The 20,752-nt window shown below is 50.6% G+C and carries 13 protein-coding genes; 9 read left to right on the top strand and 4 right to left on the bottom strand.

The genetic code is table 11. The features are described from left to right. Nucleotides 1-121 precede the first annotated feature (121 nt). From CSR04_RS10755 to CSR04_RS10735, 5 genes are all read left to right on the top strand, one after another. Entirely contained in the window at nt 122-1,015 is an 894-nt protein-coding gene (locus CSR04_RS10755) for an MBL fold metallo-hydrolase (protein ID WP_102796306.1), read from the top strand. A 104-nt stretch (nt 1,016-1,119) separates the two neighbouring features. Beyond that, the gene (locus tag CSR04_RS10750) at nt 1,120-1,827 is read left to right on the top strand and encodes a LytR/AlgR family response regulator transcription factor (protein WP_102796305.1); all 708 of its coding nucleotides are present in this window, start codon (nt 1,120-1,122) and stop codon (nt 1,825-1,827) included. Beyond that, nucleotides 1,820-2,935 (top strand): sensor histidine kinase, encoded by a 1,116-nt coding sequence (locus CSR04_RS10745; RefSeq protein ID WP_102796304.1) that lies wholly within the window; start codon nt 1,820-1,822, stop codon nt 2,933-2,935. The genes CSR04_RS10750 and CSR04_RS10745 overlap by 8 nt, the downstream gene beginning before the upstream one ends. Further along, nucleotides 2,911-3,732, top strand: coding sequence for a LytR/AlgR family response regulator transcription factor (locus CSR04_RS10740; protein WP_102796303.1), 822 nt, complete (start codon nt 2,911-2,913; stop codon nt 3,730-3,732). Before CSR04_RS10745 ends, CSR04_RS10740 begins: the two co-directional genes overlap by 25 nt. Before the next feature lie 133 nt (nt 3,733-3,865). After that, entirely contained in the window at nt 3,866-5,923 is a 2,058-nt protein-coding gene (locus CSR04_RS10735) for a tetratricopeptide repeat protein (RefSeq protein ID WP_102796302.1), read from the top strand. Here CSR04_RS10735 and CSR04_RS10730 read toward each other — a convergent pair. The 3 genes from CSR04_RS10730 to CSR04_RS10720 form a co-directional block, all read right to left on the bottom strand. Next, entirely contained in the window at nt 5,920-6,273 is a 354-nt protein-coding gene (locus CSR04_RS10730; RefSeq protein ID WP_102796301.1) for a hypothetical protein, read from the bottom strand. The two genes, CSR04_RS10735 and CSR04_RS10730, sit on opposite strands and share 4 nt — an antisense overlap. Before the next feature lie 68 nt (nt 6,274-6,341). Then, nucleotides 6,342-6,917: a hypothetical protein gene (locus CSR04_RS10725; protein ID WP_102796300.1), complete on the bottom strand. Its 576-nt coding sequence runs from the start codon at nt 6,915-6,917 to the stop codon at nt 6,342-6,344. Nucleotides 6,918-6,964: 47 nt separating this feature from the next. Beyond that, entirely contained in the window at nt 6,965-10,411 is a 3,447-nt protein-coding gene (locus CSR04_RS10720) for a PKD domain-containing protein (RefSeq protein ID WP_172449317.1), read from the bottom strand. A 463-nt stretch (nt 10,412-10,874) separates the two neighbouring features. Between CSR04_RS10720 and CSR04_RS10715 the strand changes: the two genes are divergently transcribed. From CSR04_RS10715 to CSR04_RS10700, 4 genes are all read left to right on the top strand, one after another. Beyond that, nucleotides 10,875-11,951 carry a WD40/YVTN/BNR-like repeat-containing protein gene (locus tag CSR04_RS10715; protein WP_102796298.1) on the top strand — a complete coding sequence of 359 codons (1,077 nt, stop codon included), beginning with the start codon at nt 10,875-10,877 and terminating at the stop codon, nt 11,949-11,951. Nucleotides 11,952-12,041: 90 nt separating this feature from the next. Then, nucleotides 12,042-14,108 (top strand): TonB-dependent receptor, encoded by a 2,067-nt coding sequence (locus CSR04_RS10710; protein ID WP_102796297.1) that lies wholly within the window; start codon nt 12,042-12,044, stop codon nt 14,106-14,108. Nucleotides 14,109-14,167: 59 nt separating this feature from the next. After that, entirely contained in the window at nt 14,168-15,208 is a 1,041-nt protein-coding gene (locus CSR04_RS10705; RefSeq protein WP_102796296.1) for a PepSY-associated TM helix domain-containing protein, read from the top strand. Nucleotides 15,209-15,483: 275 nt separating this feature from the next. Next, nucleotides 15,484-17,928 carry a S9 family peptidase gene (locus tag CSR04_RS10700; RefSeq protein ID WP_102796295.1) on the top strand — a complete coding sequence of 815 codons (2,445 nt, stop codon included), beginning with the start codon at nt 15,484-15,486 and terminating at the stop codon, nt 17,926-17,928. A 147-nt stretch (nt 17,929-18,075) separates the two neighbouring features. Here CSR04_RS10700 and CSR04_RS10695 read toward each other — a convergent pair whose 3' ends face one another. Then, nucleotides 18,076-20,700 (bottom strand): PKD domain-containing protein, encoded by a 2,625-nt coding sequence (locus CSR04_RS10695; RefSeq protein WP_102796294.1) that lies wholly within the window; start codon nt 20,698-20,700, stop codon nt 18,076-18,078. Between the last annotated feature and the right edge of the window lie 52 nt (nt 20,701-20,752).

Genomic DNA, 20,752 nt, shown 5'->3' with positions numbered 1-20,752 from the left:
GCGGTGAATCGATGTTCACCGCTGCCACTTATCTGCTTAGTGAACATTGCATCGCTATTGGCTCTATGTGCTAAAACGAACTATTTTGTTGTGGTTGCTGAATCGTTGTGGGAAACACCTGATGCGGACGCTGTTGTTATGTTATTGCCTGATGGTGGGCCCGGCCCTGGCTGATGTTCAGGTTAAACGTTTTTCCACCACAGAGGTTGATTGGTCTGCCAATGCATACTGGCTGGCCAATGAGCGGCAGATCCTGTTAGTGGACAGTTTGCTTAGGCGTTCTGATGCACTGAATTTTGCTGCAGTTATTAAGACCCAGAATAAGCCGGTGGTTGGCTTATTGCTCACGCATCCCCACCCTGACCACTATATGGGAATATTAGCCCTGAAATCGGTGCTGGGGGATTTTCCGGTTTACGCCACTGCGGCCACAGCCGCAGGTATCAGCAAGGACTTTGAGCAGTTTAAACGCCAGGGCGCCAGGCAGTTTGGTAACGACCTATGGCTGAATAATGCGCCTCAGGTCCAGGTGATTTTGCCCAGTCCGGGGCAAGTCCTTATCGGCGACTTTTCCATACTGGTTGAGGACTTTAGCGGCGGTGAGTCGGTTAATGCGTCGGTCTTCTACCATGCTGACAGCCGCAGTTTGTTTGTGGGTGACCTGCTGATGGCACATCATCATTATTACGTTGGTGATGGTGACTTACCCAGAATTCTGGCCCAATTTGAGCGTTTGCAAGCCAGTTATACTGGCAAGGCAGATCACTTATATGGTGGTCATGGCGACAGCGGTGGTTTTCAATTAATTGAAGAGCAGCGTCGCTACTTGCTGGACCTCAGTCAGTTAGTCGATGAACAACTCTCTGATGCGAATATCAGTCAGCCTCAGATGCGGGTTCAACAGATTATTCAATCCATGCTGATTAAATACGCTCACCTCGGTGACTACGGCTATCCACCTGGCACCATACTGCAATGGAATTTACAGGCTATTCAAAAGCATCGTCATCCTTGATGTTGACCTTTCGCCTTTTACCACCGCATTCCAGCTTGCCATTGTCGTATGCAGATTAATGACACCGCTATAGTGTCAGCTAAGTGGTAAGTCCCGGAGGTTGTATGTTTGATTGTGTGATTGTGGATGACGAGGTGCTCGCCAGGGAGCGGGTTGCCCATTTACTTAAGCAGCGTCCGGGCTGGCATGTGGCTGCCGAGGCCCGTGAGTACAACGAGGCCAGAGCCTTGTTGCTGCAGCTCAAGCCGGCCGTATGCTTTATGGACATTGATATTATTGGTGGCAGCGGCTTTCAACTTGCCGATGAGCTTCGAAGTTACCTGGATACCCGCTGGGTCTTTACCACGGCATATGCCCAGTATGCGGTGCGGGCCTTTGAGCTCAATGCTTTTGACTATCTGCTCAAACCATTTGAACCTGAGCGTTTCGAAGCCGTCCTGGAAAAACTGGAAGGACAATGCAAGGGGAGGCCCCTGGATACCCTGGCCATTCGTTCACTGGGCAATGTCCAGTTTATCCGCACCAGCGATATTTTATGGGTTAAGGGGGCCGGGAATTATATGGAGCTGCACTGTAAGGATAAAACCTATTTGTATCGAGAATCCATGGCGGGTATGGAGGCCTGCCTGGACCCCAGCCAGTTCGTTCGGGTGCATCGCTCCGCCATGGTGAATTTAAAATTCTTGCGGGCCATCAACAGTGTGACAGGGCGTTACAACAGCCTGGAGATGAGTAATGGTGATGAACTCAGGATCGGGCAGGGCTATCGTAAATCCCTATTTCAGCAGTTGGGACTGAATCTACATGAGTGAAGTTGCGCAGGCGGTTTCAGCGCGAAAGCCGTCGTTTTGGTTACTGCAGACTGCCGGTTGGTTGTTCTACTACTTATTGATGCTGACCGACAATCTGTTGTTATTCGGCAATTATAATTCATTGGGATGCAGCATATTTTATGTGCTGATGCCGATTACTTTGATGGGCTTTGTTTTAACCTTGCCAGTTCGCCATTTGTACCGGCGCTGCTGGGAGCTGTCTTTCCTGTGGCAGGCGGTAATGATCCTGCTGGTTAGTTGCCTGCTGGCTGTGTTGTGGATAGTGCCGAAAAATTTGCTGCTTTACTGGGCGATGGGGGATGACATTTTTAATCTTGCCGCCGATCCCAAATTTGAGTGGCAGCACTTGTTTATGACCGTTAGTAACTCGTTTTTTATCATGATGGTTTGGAGCAGTCTGTATTTCGGCATTAACTATCATTTTCGTTTGGTACAGGCTCAGGCACTGCAGTTACGTTCCGCCAGACTTAATCACTTGGCGCAGATCCGTATGTTGCGCTACCAGATTAACCCACATTTTCTGTTTAACACCTTAAACGCACTGTCTACGCTGGTGATGAAAGGAGATAAAGCACGCAGCGGTAAAATGATTGGTCATCTAGCCACGTTTTTGCGTTTTTCACTGGACAGTGAACCGGATAAGAAGATTCGTCTGCATGAAGAAATCAAGGCACTGATGATGTATCTGGAAATTGAAAAGGTACGTTTCTCCGACCGCCTGGAGGTGTCTGTATTGGTGGACGAGGATGCGCAGATGGCTTTGGTGCCTAGCTTATTAATACAGCCTTTGGTGGAAAATTGCATAAAACACGCCATTGCTAAAATGTCAGACGATGGCCAGATTACTATCAAAGGTTGGCGGGATAACAAGCTGTTACATTTGCAAGTTGCAGATAACGGCCCTTTGACCGATGTTAATCAGGTAAATCTCAGTGGTGTGGGCCTGCAAAATATCATAGAACGACTGGAAGTTCTGTATGGAGAACGGCAGTCGTTGACCATGGCGGTGGCTAATTCACACGGGCTGAGCGTCACTATCGCTATTCCGTTTGAAGAAGACCCATGGACCGAATCTCTGTCATCATAGCCGACGATGAATTACTAGCCCGCGAAGGTCTGGCTTTATGCCTGGCAGAAATTGACAATGTTGAGCTACTGGCCAGTTGCCGTAACGGCAGGGAAGTACTGGAAGCTATAGAGACCTATCAACCGGATTTATTGTTACTGGATATTGAGATGCCCTTTTTAAGCGGTGTCGAGGTGGTGGATGCCATCAATCGCAGCCAAAGCTGCTGTGCTGAAGTGGTCTATGTCACCGCCTATGCTGACTTTGCCGCTGGTGCCTACACGCAGGGCGTGAAAGATTATATTCTCAAACCTGTCAGTTTGGAGCGTGTACGCGAATGCATCGCGGCTTATGTCAGACGTCGTCAACTCAGATCAGCAGCGCAGGCGGTGCAGGAATTTGACCAGTTAGTGCGCCAGCGCACCGGCAAAACCTTTAATGGTGTGCTGCAGCAGCTACAACAGGACGATGATCGCAGCCTGGCTACCCTCAACCCCTATATCTCGCTGAAAAACGGCAACGAATGGTTACGGGTCAAGGTGGCAGAAATCAACTGGGTCGAGGCGGCAGGAGACTATATCTGCGTACATACCGACAAGGCATCGTTTATTGCCAGGCATACATTGGGTGGGCTGGAAAGCAGTCTGGATCCCCAGCGTTTTTGCCGGGTCAGCCGTTCGGCCATTATCAATCTTGAACAACTGCAGCGTCTGACCCCTAATTCCAATGGCGAATACTTTGCCTTATTGCAAAGCGGGGAGCAGGTTAAAGTCAGCCGTAATTATAAAGCTCGTTTGCAGGAATTCAGCGGTTGCTAAGTTATATATTCATCTGCCCGTAATAAAGCAACCTTTGAAACTACCCTCGCCATCAGGTTAATCTATAGGCCTTTTTTGGCCCATGTTGTTCCGGTGCCAACGTCAATGACAGCTATTGGAAAAAGGAACAGGTGTGGCGTCCGAACAAGGGGCAGGTAGCAACAGCAAGCGGGAAAGAGGAGTACAAGCCTCTCCAGCCAAACTCCGGGCTGCCATGTTGGCCGCCGGGATCAAATCGCAAATTGAAGTGGCCAAACGTATTCAGGATGCTGAAGGCCTGGATAAATTGCCCCGTACTCTGGTTAATCGTGTATTCCGTGGTGAAGCGGTAGACCCTGTAAGCATTGAGCGGGTGGCCAGGGCGCTGGATACCAATGCCTGGACCTTGTATCTAAGTACCCAGGACGACCAGTCGGCAGACACTTTGCCTCAACCCGTTTTAGATAATGTTACTAATACACTGCCGGTGAGTTCTGCTGCTATGCAGGTTGGGTCAGCACAAACCAGCCGCAGATTCTGGTTATGGGTCATGTTGCTGACGCTGGTCATCGTACTGTTGTTAATTAACCTGATATGGCAAGGTGGCAATCCAAGAAAGCTATTGCCTACCTTTACCGCCCATTCCTTTGTCACACCCAGTGTGCTGATTCGGTTCGAAAACCCTGAATTGGACCGGCTGGTTGCGGAACTCGAAGAACAATTGAAAGCCGATTTTAACGTTGCCGTGTTGGCACCCAAACCAGACGACTTATCTGCTCTGGCTCTGGACTTGGCCAGGGAATACCAGTCGGATGCGGTGATCAGTGTTGATGGCAAGCAGTACGGGCGTTATATCCGGTTGCGGGTTATGACCTATTACCAGGGAAATGACAGCATTAGTTTATACAAAGTGCTTAGCCGCCCTGACGTTAATCAGCAGGCCGACAGCCTGGCAACCGAACTGGAGCAGAAGATCAGTGAGTATATTTTTGTCGGTTCAACTGCCTTGATGCCATCGGATAGCCAGATTCGTGCCTGGGACCATTATCTACAGGCCAGGCAATTAATGGATGAAAATAAAATTGAGAATTGGTCTGGCTCAGAGAAAATTATTAACCTGCTTTTTTCCGCTTTGCAGCTGTATCCGCAGTTTGCTGTGGCTGAAGCGGCCTTATGTGAAACCTATATGTGGTATAGCCTCGAAGGTCATGAAAAACAACGTTTGGAGCATGCCGCCGCACATTGCCAAAAGGCGCTGCAATTGGATGCCGGAAACAGCTATGTTATGAGCAGTGCGGCACTGTTGCAGCGTCGTTTGTATGGTGCTGCCAAAGGGGTTGAAGAGTTCAACAAAGTGCTCGATGTCTGGCCGGATAATCTGGATGCATTACAGGGGTTGGGGGCCAGCTATCTGTTGGCATTCAATGACACCAGCTCCGATATGGTTGGCGTGGCAAAGCGTGCAGAACAAGTGTTGAATAAGGTTCGGGAGATTGAGCCAGACTATTGGTATAACCATTATCAACTTGGCGCGCACTATTTTTATCAAGGTCAGATGGAACAGAGTTTGGAGTTGTTCCAATATGCTGCAGATTTAGGTGGGCAGGCCATTGCCTATAATGGACTGGGTGCTGTGGCCTATTGTCTTAATCATCTGCAACAGGCTAAGACGGCTTTTGAAAAGCTGTTGGTGTTGCATCCAGATTCGCACCTGGCAGAAGAGCAGCTAGGTATGATTGCATTTTTTCGTCAGGACTATCAGCAGTCATTGGCATTACGTCTTTCTGCACTGCAAAAAATGGGGGATCCTGACCAGATAGGTTATCACCAGGTGTGGGCCAGCATTGCTGCATCCTACGCTGCTTTAGGCAGTAACACTGAGGCTATTGACGCTTACGAGAATGCGTTACGGATTATTAAAAGGGACCGGCTACGCAATAATCTGACGGTATGGGCTGAAATCGGCGAAATCCTTTACCAGCAAAAAATTAACCGTTTACAGGGCCTGCCGGTTGATGTTTCTGATGCACAACGAACACGTTTGCTGGATCTGGCAACACAAAAGCTAGAACCTGGGGCCATTGTTGCGTTGGCCAGTTTGTTGCAGGAACTGAACCAATTTGAGCCGTCGGAGCAGTTGTGGCAGCAAGCCATAACCATTTGCCCCATTTACCAAAATTTAAAAGATATAACTGCGGCTCAACAAGGCTAGCCCTTGTCAGTACCTGAAAGTTTCTGATAGATGCTGACGGCGAAGTTTATCAGCAGATAACCCAGGGTGAGCACCATGCCAAACAGGAAAAACATGGCTGCGGCCGAGCGCATGGCATCAACGAAGGTTTTACTCTGCTGATATTGGATAAAAAAGATAAGTATCCCCAGCATCAGGGAAATTTCCCAAATTCCTTCAACTATCGCTTTGTATTTATTTTTCTTTGCCTTGCTGTGTTGCTGCTCTATACCAACAGCACTTAACTCAGTCTGTCCGGTACCTGAGCATTGCGGACAGGATTCCACGTCTGCTAACCGACCGCTGCCTAAGCAGCGACTGCAAATTGCCATACTCAAATTTCCCTCTGAGCTGCACTATTTGGCAGCCCCTTTTTACCGAGGCTGCAATTATCTCTGGTCTATCGATAGGTTCGGCTGCGCTGCAGCCTTATAAGAGCAATTGCTAACAACATCAACAGCCAGGTCTGTGGTTCAGGGATGCCTGTGCTATTTGCCTGTACTTCGATGGTGGCGGCCGCCCAATCCGTACTAAAAGGCTGGGCCAGCTCATCAGACAACAAGATATTGCCGAAATTAACCAGGCTGGTGCCGACCGCACCGGCGCTAAATTGCAAGGTGGCCAGGAGCAGGCTGTCTGGCTGTGTGCTTAGGTCAAATAAACTGGAAACACTGGCCAGGCTAAGGCGATTCCCTGCAACAATCAGATCACTGAAATCCAGCCATTCGGCGCTAAACAAGGCAGATTGAAACAGGCTGACGCTTGGATCAAAGAAAAGCTCAATATCAAAGCCGCCTAAATTCACGTTTTCAAGCCCCGACACCCATAACTCCAGGCTGACATTATCGCCCTGTGTAATGGTTTGACTGACTGCTGAACCATCGTTGCTAAAGGCTAATATAGGCGCGGCCTGAGCGGAAAGGCTTAAATAAAAAGCAAGTAAAGTCGTACTGACTAGTGCAGTAAGTTTTTTCATCTTAATTCTCCTTAAAGACCCCGGCACAGCTGCCGGGGCAAAAACGCTTAGTTATTGCTGGCTGAGGCGCAGCTGGGCAGTGAACACTGCAATACACAGCCCCTGGCATCCAGAATGTTAATCTGGCCATCCGCATTCCAGTCGGCGCGGTCGTCTTCGCCACTGGCCGGCGTGTTGCGTCTGGCCATAATGGCGCGGATATCGCGGCTATCGATAAACAGGTCACCATCGATGTCACACAGCAGCGGTTGTTGTATGGGCTCCTGCACCTCAATGGTGAGGGCGTCAGTGGCACTGTCCTGACCGTCAGAAACGCTCAGTTGCAAGCGATAGATACCGGCTAAATCCGCACTGAACTCACTGGTCGCTGTGTTAGGGGAGTCAATGGTTGCACTGCTGTCCGTTGGTGCAGACAGCACTGTCCATTGGAAACTCAACGCAGCGGGGCTGTTGTCCGGGTCATAACTCAGGCTGCCATCCAGCATCACCGTCTGGCCCAGCTCAATTTGCTGGTCGCTACCTGCATCTGCCACCGGAATGGCATTGGCGGTCACAGTGACCATCAGGGTATCGGTAGCAGAAACAGCGCCATCGGTTAAGCTTAGCGACACCACATATACCCCGGCATTATCCGGCATAAAGCTGGCCTGAGATTGCCCGCCGATAATAATGTCGTTGTTGCTTAGTTGGCTGCCCTGCGGTACGGATACAAACTGCCAGGCAATTTCGGTATTGATGCAAGCGCTACTGATCAGCGATGCAGAGCCATCCAGTTGTACCTGATTGCCTAATTCTACTGCCTGATCCTGTCCGGCATTGGCATTTAGCTGGCAAACAGGTACGTCGGCCACTGTAATGGTCAGCAGGGCTGTGTCTGTTAGCTCACCGTCAAATACGCTAAGTTGCACCTGATAGTTGCCTGCCAAATCCGGGCTGAAGCTGGCCAAGGGGCTTTGAGCTGATTGAATATCACCCTGCTCCAATCCACTGCCAGCCGGCAGGGCAATAAACTGCCACTGAAAGCTGAGTGCGGCCGGGCCATTATCAGCATCACTGGATGCACTGCCATCCAGCGTAACGGCGGTTGCCACCAATAATTCGCCGCTGTAGCTGGCTCTGGCCACCGGCGCAATATTGTCAGCCAATACTTCTATACTCAGTTGATCTTCCAGGCTGCTGTCTTCACCATCGTTGACAATCAATCCCAGGATATAGATGCCGGGGATATCGGCAGTAAGATTGGGGGTGACACTTTGCGCGTCGCTGAGCATGGCCTGACTATTTTCCGGCAGGCTGATAATGCGCCATTGATAACTCAACAGGTCGCCATCGGCATCGCTTGAGGCTGAACCATCCAGTGCGACATGAGTATTTTCGCCTACTTGACGGTTCTCACCTGCGTCAGCCACCGGAGCGCGGTTGACCACCAACACCAGCGCGTCTGCACTGTCGCTTAGCAGGCCGTCATCCACCGTCAAACGGAAGCGATATTCACCACTGATATCGGATACAACATCAGCCAAGGCCGGGTTATTGCTGTCAACATTGACCTGGCTAACATTACTGCCAGTTGGTGCAGAAAGTAATTGCCATTGATAATGCAGTGGTTCGGGGCTCTCATCAGGATCAAATGAGCCACTGCCATCCAAATTGATCGTCTGAATTTTATGCACTCGCGTGGGAGCTGAGGCGATAGCAATAGGTTTTTCGGGATCAGGCGCGACCTGAGGGAAGTTATAGTTAATCACATAGGGTGCAATTTGGTTTGAATTGCCAGTGCCATCTTCAACAATAAACAGATAGTTGCCGGACTCCGGAATGGTCAGGGCGGTCCAGCCTGCGACATCATAGCCTCCAGAGTGAGTAAAAAAGCGACCATCCGGGTAATAAAGGGTGATATAGGGATACAGCCCGGTAGCATTGATGTCGGTGACGGTCAGATAGATTTCGTCGCCTTGATTGGCGGCAAACCTGTAGCTGTCCAGATCTCCCCAGGTGGTGTCTTGCGCATAACTACCTGATAGATCCAGAAAGCCAAATTCGCTTTGCGTTAATGAGGTGACCAGATGGATCTGATAGTTGCCTGTGGCATTGGAATTACCGGTGCCGTCTTCCACAACCAGGGTATAAGTGCCGGATTGCTTGGCTTCAAGATTATAGAATTGGGCGGTGTAGTAGCTGCCGGCATTGGCAACAAAGGTGCCGTCCGGGGCATACAAGGTCATATAGGGATAGAGTCCGGTATTTTCATAGTCGGCCAGGGTGATATTGATGCGCTCGCCGGCACTGGCGTCGAAGGTCCAGGAATCGAGGTCCCCCCAGGTGATTTGCTCTTCCACATAGCCGCCGTTGAGCAGTTGACCGTGCTCATCAGCGCCGAGACTCTTAACGAAGTGGATCTGATAGTTGCCTGTGGCATTGGAATTACCAGTGCCGTCTTCCACTACCAGGGTATAAGTGCCGGATTGCTTGGCTTCAAGATTATAGAACTGGGCGGTGTAGTAGCTGCCGGCATTGGCAACAAAGGTGCCGTCCGGGGCATATAAGGTCATATAGGGGTAGAGTCCGGTATTTTCATAGTCGGCCAGGGTGATATTGATGCGCTCCCCGGCACTGGCGTCGAAGGTCCAGGAATCCAGATCTCCCCAGGTGATGTGCTCTTCCACATAGCTGCCGTTGAGTAGCAGGCCATGTTCATTGGCGGCGAGACTTTTAACAAAGTGAAGTTGATAATTGCCCGTGGCATTGGAGCGACCCCCTCCGTCTTCGACCAGCAGGGTATAGGTACCGGATTGAGTAGCTGCAAGGTTATAGAACTGGGCGGTGTAGTAGCTACCGGCATTGGCGACAAAGGTGCCATCCGGGGCATACAAGGTCATATAGGGATAGAGTCCGGTATTTTCATAGTCGGCCAGGGTGATATTGATGCGCTCCCCGGCACTGGCGTCGAAGGTCCAGGAATCCAGATCTCCCCAGGTGATGTGCTCTTCCACATAGCTGCCGTTGAGTAACTGGCCATGTTCATTGGCGCCCAGACTCTTAGCAAAATGGATCCGATAATTTGCTACCACTTGCGAATTAGACGTACCGTCTTTGACGAGCAAGGTATAAACGCCAGTTTGGCTGGCTTCCAGATTGTAAAACTGGGCTGTATCGTAATTACCGGCATTGGCGACAAAGGTGCCATCCGGCGCATACAAAGTCATATAGGGGTAGAGCCCGGTATTGTTTATGTCTGCGAAAGTAATATTAAGGCGTTCCCCTGCATTAGCCTGGAACGTCCAACTGTCCTCATCACCGGCAAACTCGATGGCACCGCTAACCGAACCACCATTAACCAGACTGGCGGCATTAGCATTTACATGAAAAACCGAGAGTAGTGTTAACAGCAAAGCACTTAACCAGTGCCTTAGCACTATGGCTATGGGCTTAGATATGGGGGGATTGTTATTGCCAGGGTCGGGATCGGCCCTGTTTAAAATATGGGATCGCATGGCAAGTCCTCTTCCTGATTGGGTTTGCAAATTGCGACCAGTGGGCGTAGCGATACTGCTGGATTCCTTACGTCCCTGAATTCTGGCCAGCCGGAGGGTCCAATAACGAACCCGAAACTTAAACACAAAGAGCCTGTATTCAGAGGGGCACAAGCCCTTATTAGTCGGCTCAGACATTATGTTTAAGGACCTTAGTGTTGTACTGAGACAAGGTAATGTGAAGAAGGGAAAAAGCTTAACTGAAGTCCTGTTAGCTTAACTGCGGTTAAGTTGTGCTAGATGGTTCAGACTTTTGTTGGTTGCACTACTGCCCATTTACCGGAATTCAAGGTGACGGGTTTGCCATATTGCCGATGGCAGACCAGACTTGGCTGCATAAAATTTTAACAAATATTCACAAATGGGCAGGGATAAGCGCAGCTGTAGCACTTAAGCTGGGTTTATGTCGGTAAAGGGAGGTTCTATGAATTTGTCATATTTTGTCAAAACTGTTTTTTCTGTTTTTCTGTCGTTGCAATTGCTCGCCTGCGGTTCGGGCGGTGGTTCTCTAGGAGGACCGACGCCGAATCCTCAGCCTGCTGTGCCGCAACCAAAATTTGCCCAAAGTGGACTGGAAAGTCGAACGGTCAACCGCTTGCTGGTAACGGAGTCCGTTATCTATGCGGCTACAGATGCGGGACTATACGCGCAGATAGATGGCCAGTGGCAACTGCGTAGCCAGGCCGACTGGCATGTGCTGGATATGGTCCGTTTTGGTGAACGCCACTTGCTGGTCAGCGCCAGCCAAAAAGATAAGAGCCTGCTGGCAGAAACTAAGGACGACGGTCTTAACTGGCAAATAATCGAGCATGACTTTGGCGGTATGGAAGGTGAACCGGCGCGTCGGCTGGTGCTGCATCAGGGCAATTTGTACGGTGTCGGTTATGATGTGCTGGCAGTGTCTGAAGATCGTGGCCGTCACTGGCGAATATTAGCGGGGGGCTGGAACGGCTTTGCCAGGGGTATGTCGGCATTGGCGGCTCATCCCACCAAACCCGACGTCTGGTATGGCGGGCAGGGGGCCATAGAAAACATTGTGCTGCGTAAGCTGGATACTGAGACTCTGGCAGAAGAAAGTTACCCCGATATTGTCGACCTGCTACCCATGCCCAGTACGGTCAAGTCCATCGTGTTTCATCCTGCCAATCCCGAGCAACTTTATGTTTCCGGAGAGGGCGGGATTATTCTGAGCCAGGATTACGGGCAGAGCTGGCAGGCACTGCGGACCAACGAAAACTACCGCTTTTATTTCGGTTTACTGCTGGATAGCCGTGATCCGGATGTGATGTACACCGCCGGCTGGAAAAAAGACTATGACAATCCGCAAAGTCTGATTCTGGAAATCAGCCGTGATGGCGGGGATACCTGGCAGAATTACCAGCACCCCGACAGCAATCTGTTTGGCGGTGTATACAGCATGGACAGCCGCAATGAACAGGGTAAGGAAGTGCTCTACCTGGGTCTTTTCCGCGGTGGCGTCATGCGGGTGGTGTTTGAATAAGCAAGGGCGTTGAGCTTTTACCCTATTAGGATTTGATCGCGCCGGACAAAAGATTAAAATGCAAACCTTTCTCATTGATGGTTGCTTTTTATGTCCGGCAAATATCTTCTGCCACTGCTTGGTTTATCATTCAGTGCTTTTTCCCAAACCGCTACGGATATTGAGCGGGTTTCAGTCACCGCGACCCGTGGCGCTTATCCGGTTAGCACGGTCCCCGCCGCTATCAGCATTATCAGTCAGGAAGACATTCAGGCCCAACTCGCCCACACTCAGGATATTTCGCAACTGCTGGGTAACCTGCTACCGGGCTTTTCCCCCAGTCGCCAGAAGCTGACCGCCGCCGGTGAAACCCTGCGTGGCCGCGAGCCTTTATATATGATTGACGGAGTGCCACAGTCCAATCCGCTAAGAAACGGCTCACGTGACGGTAAAACCATTGACCCGGCCATGATTGAACGTATTGAGGTGATCCGCGGTGCCAATGCCATTCAGGGCATGGGGGCCAGTGGTGGCATTATCAACATTATTACCAAGTCAGCGGCTGATAAATCCCATCAATTATCAGCCGGGTTTTCCACCCCTACAGGGAGTGATAGTCAGAGCTATAAGGCCAGTTATCTGTTTAACCATGCCAATGAAAATACGGAGTTGGTGACGGGGCTGTCACTGACCAGCACCGGCATGTATCGCGATGGCAATGGCAATTTAATCGGTGTTGACGGAACTCAGGGTGATACCCAGGACTCGAAAAGCCAGGATCTGTTCCTCAAACTAAAGCAGCAGATCAGCGCTGAACAGAGTTTGCAACTGATGGTTAACCATTTCGATATTCAGGGCAATGGTGACTATTTATCGGTGCCAGGTGATCCTGCCACTGGTCTGCCGAGCACCGCCATGAAGGGCAATGCAGAGGGTGAAGCACCGCAAAACAAGGTGACCACTGCGTCAGTGGATTATCAGCATCAGGCGTTATGGGGCGGGCAGTTAACCTGGCAGGTGTTTGTACAGGACTTTGCGGCTTTGTACGGCGGTGGTCGTTTCGCCGCCTTCCAGGACCCTGCCTATGGTGACAATCTGTACGACCAGTCCCAGAATAAATCAAAAAAACTGGGCAGCCGCCTGACCTGGTTTAAGCAAAACCTGGCGGGCACCGATCTGGACCTAGTCACCGGTTTTGACTGGTTATCTGACGAAACCTTTCAGGAGCTGGCCCTGACTGGGCGTAAGTGGGTACCACAGGCTGAATTTAATAATCTGGCCCCCTTTATACAGCTTCGCTACGATGGGATTCAGGACTGGGTGTTCAGCCTGGGCGGCCGGTATGAATACGGCAAGCTGAAGGTGGATGATTTCACTACCCTGGCCAGTTATAACAGTACTTTTGTTCAAGGTGGTGAACCGAGCTTTAACGAACTGCTGCATAACCTGGGGGTTGTATATCAGCTCAGCCCTGAATGGAGATTGTTTGCCAGCTACAGTGAAGGTTTCAGTATGCCGGATGTCGGTAGGGTACTGCGCGGCATTAATCAACCGGGACTGTCGGTTAGCTCGTTCCTGAGCCTGCAGCCAGTGGTGTCAGATAATCGCGAAATTGGTCTGGAATACAATAACCGCTGGTTGAGTCTGCAAAGCAGCTACTTCCAGTCAGACTCCGATTTGGGTTCACGCTTGCAACCGGATGCGGACGGCATTTTCTCGGTGCAGCGCGAAAGAACCGAAATTTCCGGTTTTGAACTGCAGGCTCAGGCATATATCAGCAACAACAGTCTGATTGGCGCCAGCTATGCCCGCACTCAGGGGCAGTATGATGGCGATGGTGATGGCAAGGTGGAGTCGGATCTGGGCGGCGTGAATGTGGCCCCCGAACGCCTGAACCTTTACTGGCAACACAACTGGGGCAACGGCCTGAGCACCAGAATACAGGCTAACCAATTGTTTGATATGGACTTTAATGCCAGCAGTGATTTCGATGGCTATTTAACGATGGATGCATCAGTACGCTATGAACATAGCCAATTCGGAGTCTTTACCCTGGGCCTCGACAATCTGGGCGATAAGCAGTACATCACCTATCACTCTCAAACTAACCCTGCCGCCGCCAGTCATTTTGCCGGAATGGGCAGAACCTTAAGTCTGAGCTGGCAACAGGCGTTTTAAGTGCATCGACCATATCACATGGGCATCTTGGATGCCCACTTAACAAGGCTCGTTGACTAATGACAGCCAAGCTCTGGCATCGATGGTTAGGACTGGTTCTGGGCATCTGGTTGGTACTGATTGGCCTGAGCGGCGCTGTCTTGTTATACAAGAACCCGCTGCTCAGGTGGCAGTATCCCCAATTGCAGGGTATTGAGCCGGTCGCGGATATCAGCGCCTGGGGGGCACTGATGGATCAACTGCAGCAGGACCCGGCGTATCGCTACGCCAAATTACCTGCTGAAGATGCTTTGTGGCTGGAGGCAGTAACCCACACAGACAGCCACTATTATTACGATCATCAGGGCCAATTGCGTCTGGTACGTGCGGCGCACAGTGATGTACTAAGCTGGCTGTACGATTTTCATCTGCATCTGCTGGCTGGCAAGGATGGCCGTCAGGTGATGGGCTATCTTGGCTTGGCAATCCTGGTGATGCTGATTACCGGGTTGATGCAATGGTGGCCCAGACAGGTTCGCCGCCAGCTATGGCGTTTACCTTGGCGTAAACCTGACTTACGTACTTTACGGCAATGGCATACCAGTCTGGCCAGTTTGTTTTCACCTTTACAATTGCTGATATTGTTGACGGCGCTGGCAGTGATTTTCTCCGCTCAGGTTCGACCAGCGTTAAACTGGCTGTTCAACGACCCGGTTGTGGTAAAAAGCGATGCGCAGCCAATGGTTCAGCCTTTATCTCAATCTGACTGGACCGAAGTGTTGGTGCGGGCCCGCTCTTATTGGCCGCAAATGGAATTGCGCTTATTGAGTTTTCGGGGGGATGCCGAACAGGCTTATCGTCTGCGCGCCAAAAGCCCCAATGAGTGGCATCCCAATGGCCGTTCCACATTGCTGATCGATGCCGTGAGCTATCAGATACTGGATAGTCAGAATGCCGATGAATTGGGCCGTGGACAGCGCTTGTACAATTTAATGTATCCATTGCATATGGCGGCAGTGGGTGGGCAGGGTTATAAATTGTTGCTGCTGTTCGGTGGTGTGCTGCCGCTTATTCTGTTTATCAGCGGCCTTTGGTATTACCTGCTAAGACGGCGTAAATAAACCACAACTTGCTACCTTTTTAACAAAAGCATAAATAACCACAGAGGCACAGAGAACACAGAGTTGTCTAGGAGGTGATTACTCCAGGGGCATTTCTCCGTGCTCTTCGTGCCTCTGTGGTGAAACTCTTCGTTTCTTGGTTCGTGGTGAGTATTATTAATGCTTTAGTGTTGGTTGTTCATTGCTTGTAACAGTCTGCCTGGCGCAGGGGGTTAGCCCTGTATCCCTGCCTTTGATATGCTTTTTGCCGCATATGCCTACAGTCAAGGAAAACAATGAAAACAACAATGCTGGCGCTATTGGCTGCGCTATCCACTCCACTACTTGCCGGGCCTTTAAATAGTGAGGCAATTCAGGCGCTTGGTCCTGTGAAACTGGGCCAATTACATGACGGCCCCCATCAGGAAGCCATCTTACATAATCTGCAATCCCAAGTAAGTCAGACTCAAAGCAGCAAGATCACCTTGCTGGATAAGTCCTATTCCTGGCAACGCTTAAGTGAATTCAGGATGGCGGCAGACAGTCTGGGACTGTTTCGCACTACCTTAAGCGTTGATCGCTACACCCAGGGCGAATTACTGGTGGAAGGCTTCGAGAAGTTACATCTGTATGTAAATGGTCACAAGCTCAGCAAGGGAGATAAGGGCTTTAAATTGGCTTTGACCACGGGGGAACATCAGTTATTTGTGATTGCACAGGACAACAAGGCTGAGCAAAGCCCCAAGTTTGAGTTTATTGGTAAAACGGATGAAGACCAGCTCATTCTGACAGATAAGGGGAAACAGCGTTTATCTGCCAGCCAGCTGTTTGATACAGAAGTGGTGTCGGGACTGACCATCGCTGATAACGGCCAGTATGCCCTAATCAGCTATAAGAGTTTTAACGGCGATAAAGGCGATAGCCCCGAGACTCGTACCGAGTTGCTCAACCTGAAAAACATGCAGGTAATGCAGAGCTGGGACAGCAGTCCATCCGGTGCAGTATTCAGCCCGGACAGCCAGCATTTGCTGTACAGCAAAGACGATAAATTACAGTTGCTTGACCTGAAAAGCCTGAAGGTCAGTACCTTAACTGCAGAGCTAAAAGACGCCAGCGGCTTTACTTTTATGGGTAAGGATAAAGTGCTGTTTTCCTGGAATAAACCAGGCAAAGATGACGGCAAGCTGGTCAAACATTATCAGGCGCTGGAAGATCGCTGGAGCGGCTGGCGTGACAACAGCCAGCTGTATTTGCTGGATTTACCCAGCGGGCTGATACGTCAGCTCACTAAGGCCAGTGCCAGCAGCTATTTGCTCGATAGCGACGAGAAGCGTGGCACGTTGCTGCTGTCTCGTGCTGTGCTGGATTACTCCGAGCCGCCCCATGGCAAAACTGCTCTGTTTGAATTGGATCTGGCCAGCGGCACCGAGCGCCAAATCGGTGAGTACCTGGCCTTTAATTCGGCAAGCTATGGTAAAGACGGTATCTACGTAATCGGTGGCCCCAGCTTTGCCGGTGGTACTGGCGTGAACGTCAGCGCCGGTTTAACCCCCAATGACTACGACGGCCAGTTGTATTTTATGGATTTGCAGGGGCAGCAGGTGAAAGCCTTATCCAAAGACTTTGATCCGGCCATCAGCAGTATTCAGGTGCTGGACAATGACGACCTGCTATTGTCCGTGTCCAAAGCAGACAGAACTCCGCTGTATTGGTATGACGCCAGCAAAGGCCAGTATCAGGAGCTCAGCAGCCAATTGGATGTGGTAAAACACTGGGCGGCCACCAGCGACAGCAAGGCGCAAATTCTGTATGCCGGCACTGGTGCTTCCAGCCCGCAGGCCTTGTATAGCCAAAAGCTCGGGCGCAAAGCCGATAAAATTTGGGATTCAGCTGGTGAATATGCTGATACCTTAATTCCAAGCCTGGAAGAGTTTAACTTTGTCAACGCTGATGGGGTGACCATTGAAGGGCGGGTTTACCTGCCTAATGACCTGAATAAAGACAAAAAGTATCCGGCACTGGTGTATTACTATGGTGGCACAGCGCCGGTTAGTCGCGCCTTTACCGGCCGTTATCCTTTTAACCTTTGGGCAGCTAATGGTTACGTTGTGTATGTGCTGCAGCCCACCGGCACTTATGGTTTTGGACAGGATTTTTCGGCCCGGCATGTGAATGCCTGGGGAGATTATACCGCCAAGGATATTATTGACGGCACCAAGGCCTTTTTGGCTGCACACCCTTATGTGGATGCTGACAAAGTCGGCCACCTGGGTGCCTCTTACGGTGGTTTTATGACCATGTATCTGGCGACCCAAACCGATATTTTTGCCGCGTCTATTTCCCATGCCGGAATTTCCAACCTGACCAGTTACTGGGGCCAGGGTTGGTGGGGCGCCATGTACTCAGGCGTTGCCTCCCGTGGTAGCTTCCCCTGGAACAATGCCGGGTTGTATAGTCAGCACAGCCCGGTATTCCATGCAGATAAGGTGACTAACCCTATACTGCTGATCCATGGGGATGCGGATACCAATGTGCCACCAGGGGAAAGCCAGAATATGTACACGGCGCTGAAGCTGTTGGGTAAAGAAGTGGATCTGGTGGAATACAAAGGTGACAACCATCATATCCTGACCCGCGAGAAGACCTTCCACTGGTGGGCAACTATGCTGGCGTATTTTGACAAGCACCTGAAAGGCCAGCCACAGTGGTGGGAGAGTCTGTATCCATCGCAATATGAGTAAGACTAATCTTACTCACAGTCGGTTGGCTTGCCACACCGACGGTGCCGATTGATACAGGTGCAATGCCTACAGATCAATAGCGCAAAGACAAAGCCCGGACCTATGTCCGGGCTTTGCTTTTACTTTGGACAGCAACAGCAGGCTGACTTATGGATGGCCTGTCAACGACAGAGGCGGTTGCTTTACTTTGAGCAACCCTTTGGAATAGAAGGTGAAGTCGAATATCTTGTCTTCATTGACCTCAGCATCCCCTCCGGTCAGGTTGTGATTATTAAAAAACTTGTGCTGATGTGAGATATACAGCTGTGGTTGACCCAGGGCGTCACTTTCTTCGCTGAGAATATCCAATACCCGCTCATGATACAGGATACATGTGTCATGGACCGAAGGGGCAAAACTGGCAGGTTGGCAGTAGCGGTTATTTCTGGTTTGCTGGCGATTGTAGCGATAACGGCGAACCACAATATTTCCTGACTCATCAATCAACCACGCCCCCGGCATTTCGGTTGTCTCGCCATCTTCCAATACACCATTTTCATCAAAGTCAAAAGTCTGGTAGGTGGTGGCACTGCCGTCGGCCGCTAGTTCAAACCAGAAATGATCCAATGGCCGATCATCGGTGGTCGGCCACTGGTAAATACCGGCGAAGCGTTCAAGATCCAGTGCCGACTTGTCAAATATTCGTTCAACCATTCGACCGGACGCTACGATGTTATAGGTACCTGGAATTATAACGTTGGCCTGCAGTTTGCCATGTGGGTCGGTAAGTAAGGCGATATTCAGTGCTTTAAAAAAAGAGTCAGTCTCGAATGCTAATTCCAGCGTGCCATCAGCCTGTATCAGCCAGCGTCCGCTAGCCTCTTGTGTATGACTTACACCCTGACTATCTGGCAGCGGGTAGGACACCATTATTGTTCCACCAGATTGCCAGTCGCCGTTAAGACGAATATGCAGACTCTGTATCACGGCGGCGTACGAGTCATTCCCTTGCGTCGTTTCATAAAACATCCATTGGATCGGCAGACTGTACTCAACATCCAACTTCAGCGCCTCTGATGGCGGGGTAAGGTCCTTGTGCGCCCTGGTGTTGGCACTGAAAGAGAGCGGGCGTAACTGCTGTGTGGGAGGGAGATCAGGCGATTGCTGAAACGTTTCTCTCGTTGCTACATGTACCAGCAAAACGGGCTGGCCACCAGGTAAGGCTAGCTGAATCAGACTGAGATGTTCGACCTGGACACCACAAAGCTGCAGAGTCCTATCCTGATAGGATTTGCAGTATCTTTCGCTACTCAGCATCTGTTCTGGTAGAACAGAGGTTAGCAGGCTTTGTGCATTTTTCTCCCAGTGGAAGCTGACTTCGCCTTTATTGAATAGGAATGTGCCGCTACCGTCTTGGTTAAAGCTCAGGCGGCCACCAGATCCTGCAAGCGACTCTGGGGTATCAAACAAATAATACACTGAGTTAATGTCTGCTTCAGGCAAGATCTGTTTAACCTGCGGAGCAGCAAAAAGATCGGACAGCGCCTGGATGTATAATGATGAATCATACTCCAGTGTGTGGGCCAAAAAGGTGGCCGTGATGGCTCTGTTGCCCGCCATTACTGACAAATCTTCACTGTGTGGAGACAGCATTTCAAAATATTCCTGCGTGACATCCCCTAAAAGTAACTGCATAAACAATGCACTGGGTAAAATGTCTGCTGCTGGTATTAATGCTGCAATCTCGGTTGGCTGCGCACCTGCAGGCAATAACCCTCTTGCCTGGTTATAGAGCTGGTAAATTGCCGTGCTGACAGCGTTGAGGCTGGCCGTATAACTGCTCGGGGCACCCGGTTGCCTGGTGGCCTGAACATGAAGATCTGACACCAATCCCAGCACGGCAGCCTGATCAAACTTTTGGTAGGGGGACTGTGCTTTGGCGTGCAACGTGACCAACTCATGCTTATTGCTGTCGGTTTGAGTCAGGATGAACTGGTAACTACCATCGGCAGAGGCATCACTATAGTAGCTTTGCTCGCCTACCGTCAGTGTCATGGCGGCCAAAGCAAAGATTTCTTCTGACATTTTGCCGTGAATGCTTACCAGATTATCGACGCTCTTCACCAGGACGGTAAATTCATCACTGGCAGTTTTGCCCTGATTGTCTGTCACAGTGACCTTAAAGGTCAGCAGGCTGTCTTCATTGACGCTCGGGGTGATAAAACTCAGTTGGCTGTTTTCAGCCAATAAATTGCTGACCGAAGGGCCGTCAAGTTGTTCCCAAACATAGCTGACCACACTGCCATTCGCATCACTGGCAAGAGCACTGACAGTCAATGACGTTTCTTCATAGATGTCGGTATTTGCAACATCTACCGAAGGGGCAGGGTTAAGGTTGAGTTTGATGGTCATGGTTCCTTTGCTGGTGGCGCCCTGATTATCTGTCACGGCCAGTTCAAATAAGATTTCCACCGGGGTATCAATCGCAGGAGCGGTAAAGCGCAACGTGGCCTTATCATTGGCATCAGCCTCGACTTGTGGGCCTGCTACCTGGGTCCAGGCATAAGAGACGATGTGTCCGTCCTGGTCACTGACATTGGGGGCGAGGGTCACTTGCTCACCTTCAATAACCGAAAGATTGATGGCAGAAATCAGCGGACTCTGATTCACCGTTGGAGGTGTAGGCTCAGACGTGCTGTCCGCTGAGCCACCACCGCAGCCAGACAACAGGAGCAGCAAACAAGAAAGAATCAAATTACAGCGCATTATCAGGGCAAGAGCATGAATGCTCATTTTTCGAGCACTTCGCCCATACCGGCCACTAACACCCTCTCTAAATAGTCTG

Origin of the sequence: Bowmanella denitrificans (assembly GCF_002887595.1) — a bacterium.
GTDB lineage: Bacteria > Pseudomonadota > Gammaproteobacteria > Enterobacterales > Alteromonadaceae > Bowmanella > Bowmanella denitrificans.
Note: the sequence above shows the minus strand (reverse complement) of the source record. Positions and strands in the feature narration are given on the sequence as shown.

Coding starts and splice junctions, on each gene's coding strand:
- CSR04_RS10755 (WP_102796306.1), top strand. CDS start 122: ATGCGGACGCTGTTGTTATGTTATTGCCTGATGGTGGGCCCGGCCCTG.
- CSR04_RS10750 (WP_102796305.1), top strand. CDS start 1,120: ATGTTTGATTGTGTGATTGTGGATGACGAGGTGCTCGCCAGGGAGCGG.
- CSR04_RS10745 (WP_102796304.1), top strand. CDS start 1,820: ATGAGTGAAGTTGCGCAGGCGGTTTCAGCGCGAAAGCCGTCGTTTTGG.
- CSR04_RS10740 (WP_102796303.1), top strand. CDS start 2,911: ATGGACCGAATCTCTGTCATCATAGCCGACGATGAATTACTAGCCCGC.
- CSR04_RS10730 (WP_102796301.1), bottom strand. CDS start 6,273: ATGGCAATTTGCAGTCGCTGCTTAGGCAGCGGTCGGTTAGCAGACGTG.
- CSR04_RS10725 (WP_102796300.1), bottom strand. CDS start 6,917: ATGAAAAAACTTACTGCACTAGTCAGTACGACTTTACTTGCTTTTTAT.
- CSR04_RS10720 (WP_172449317.1), bottom strand. CDS start 10,411: ATGCGATCCCATATTTTAAACAGGGCCGATCCCGACCCTGGCAATAAC.
- CSR04_RS10715 (WP_102796298.1), top strand. CDS start 10,875: ATGAATTTGTCATATTTTGTCAAAACTGTTTTTTCTGTTTTTCTGTCG.
- CSR04_RS10710 (WP_102796297.1), top strand. CDS start 12,042: ATGTCCGGCAAATATCTTCTGCCACTGCTTGGTTTATCATTCAGTGCT.
- CSR04_RS10705 (WP_102796296.1), top strand. CDS start 14,168: ATGACAGCCAAGCTCTGGCATCGATGGTTAGGACTGGTTCTGGGCATC.
- CSR04_RS10700 (WP_102796295.1), top strand. CDS start 15,484: ATGAAAACAACAATGCTGGCGCTATTGGCTGCGCTATCCACTCCACTA.
- CSR04_RS10695 (WP_102796294.1), bottom strand. CDS start 20,700: ATGAGCATTCATGCTCTTGCCCTGATAATGCGCTGTAATTTGATTCTT.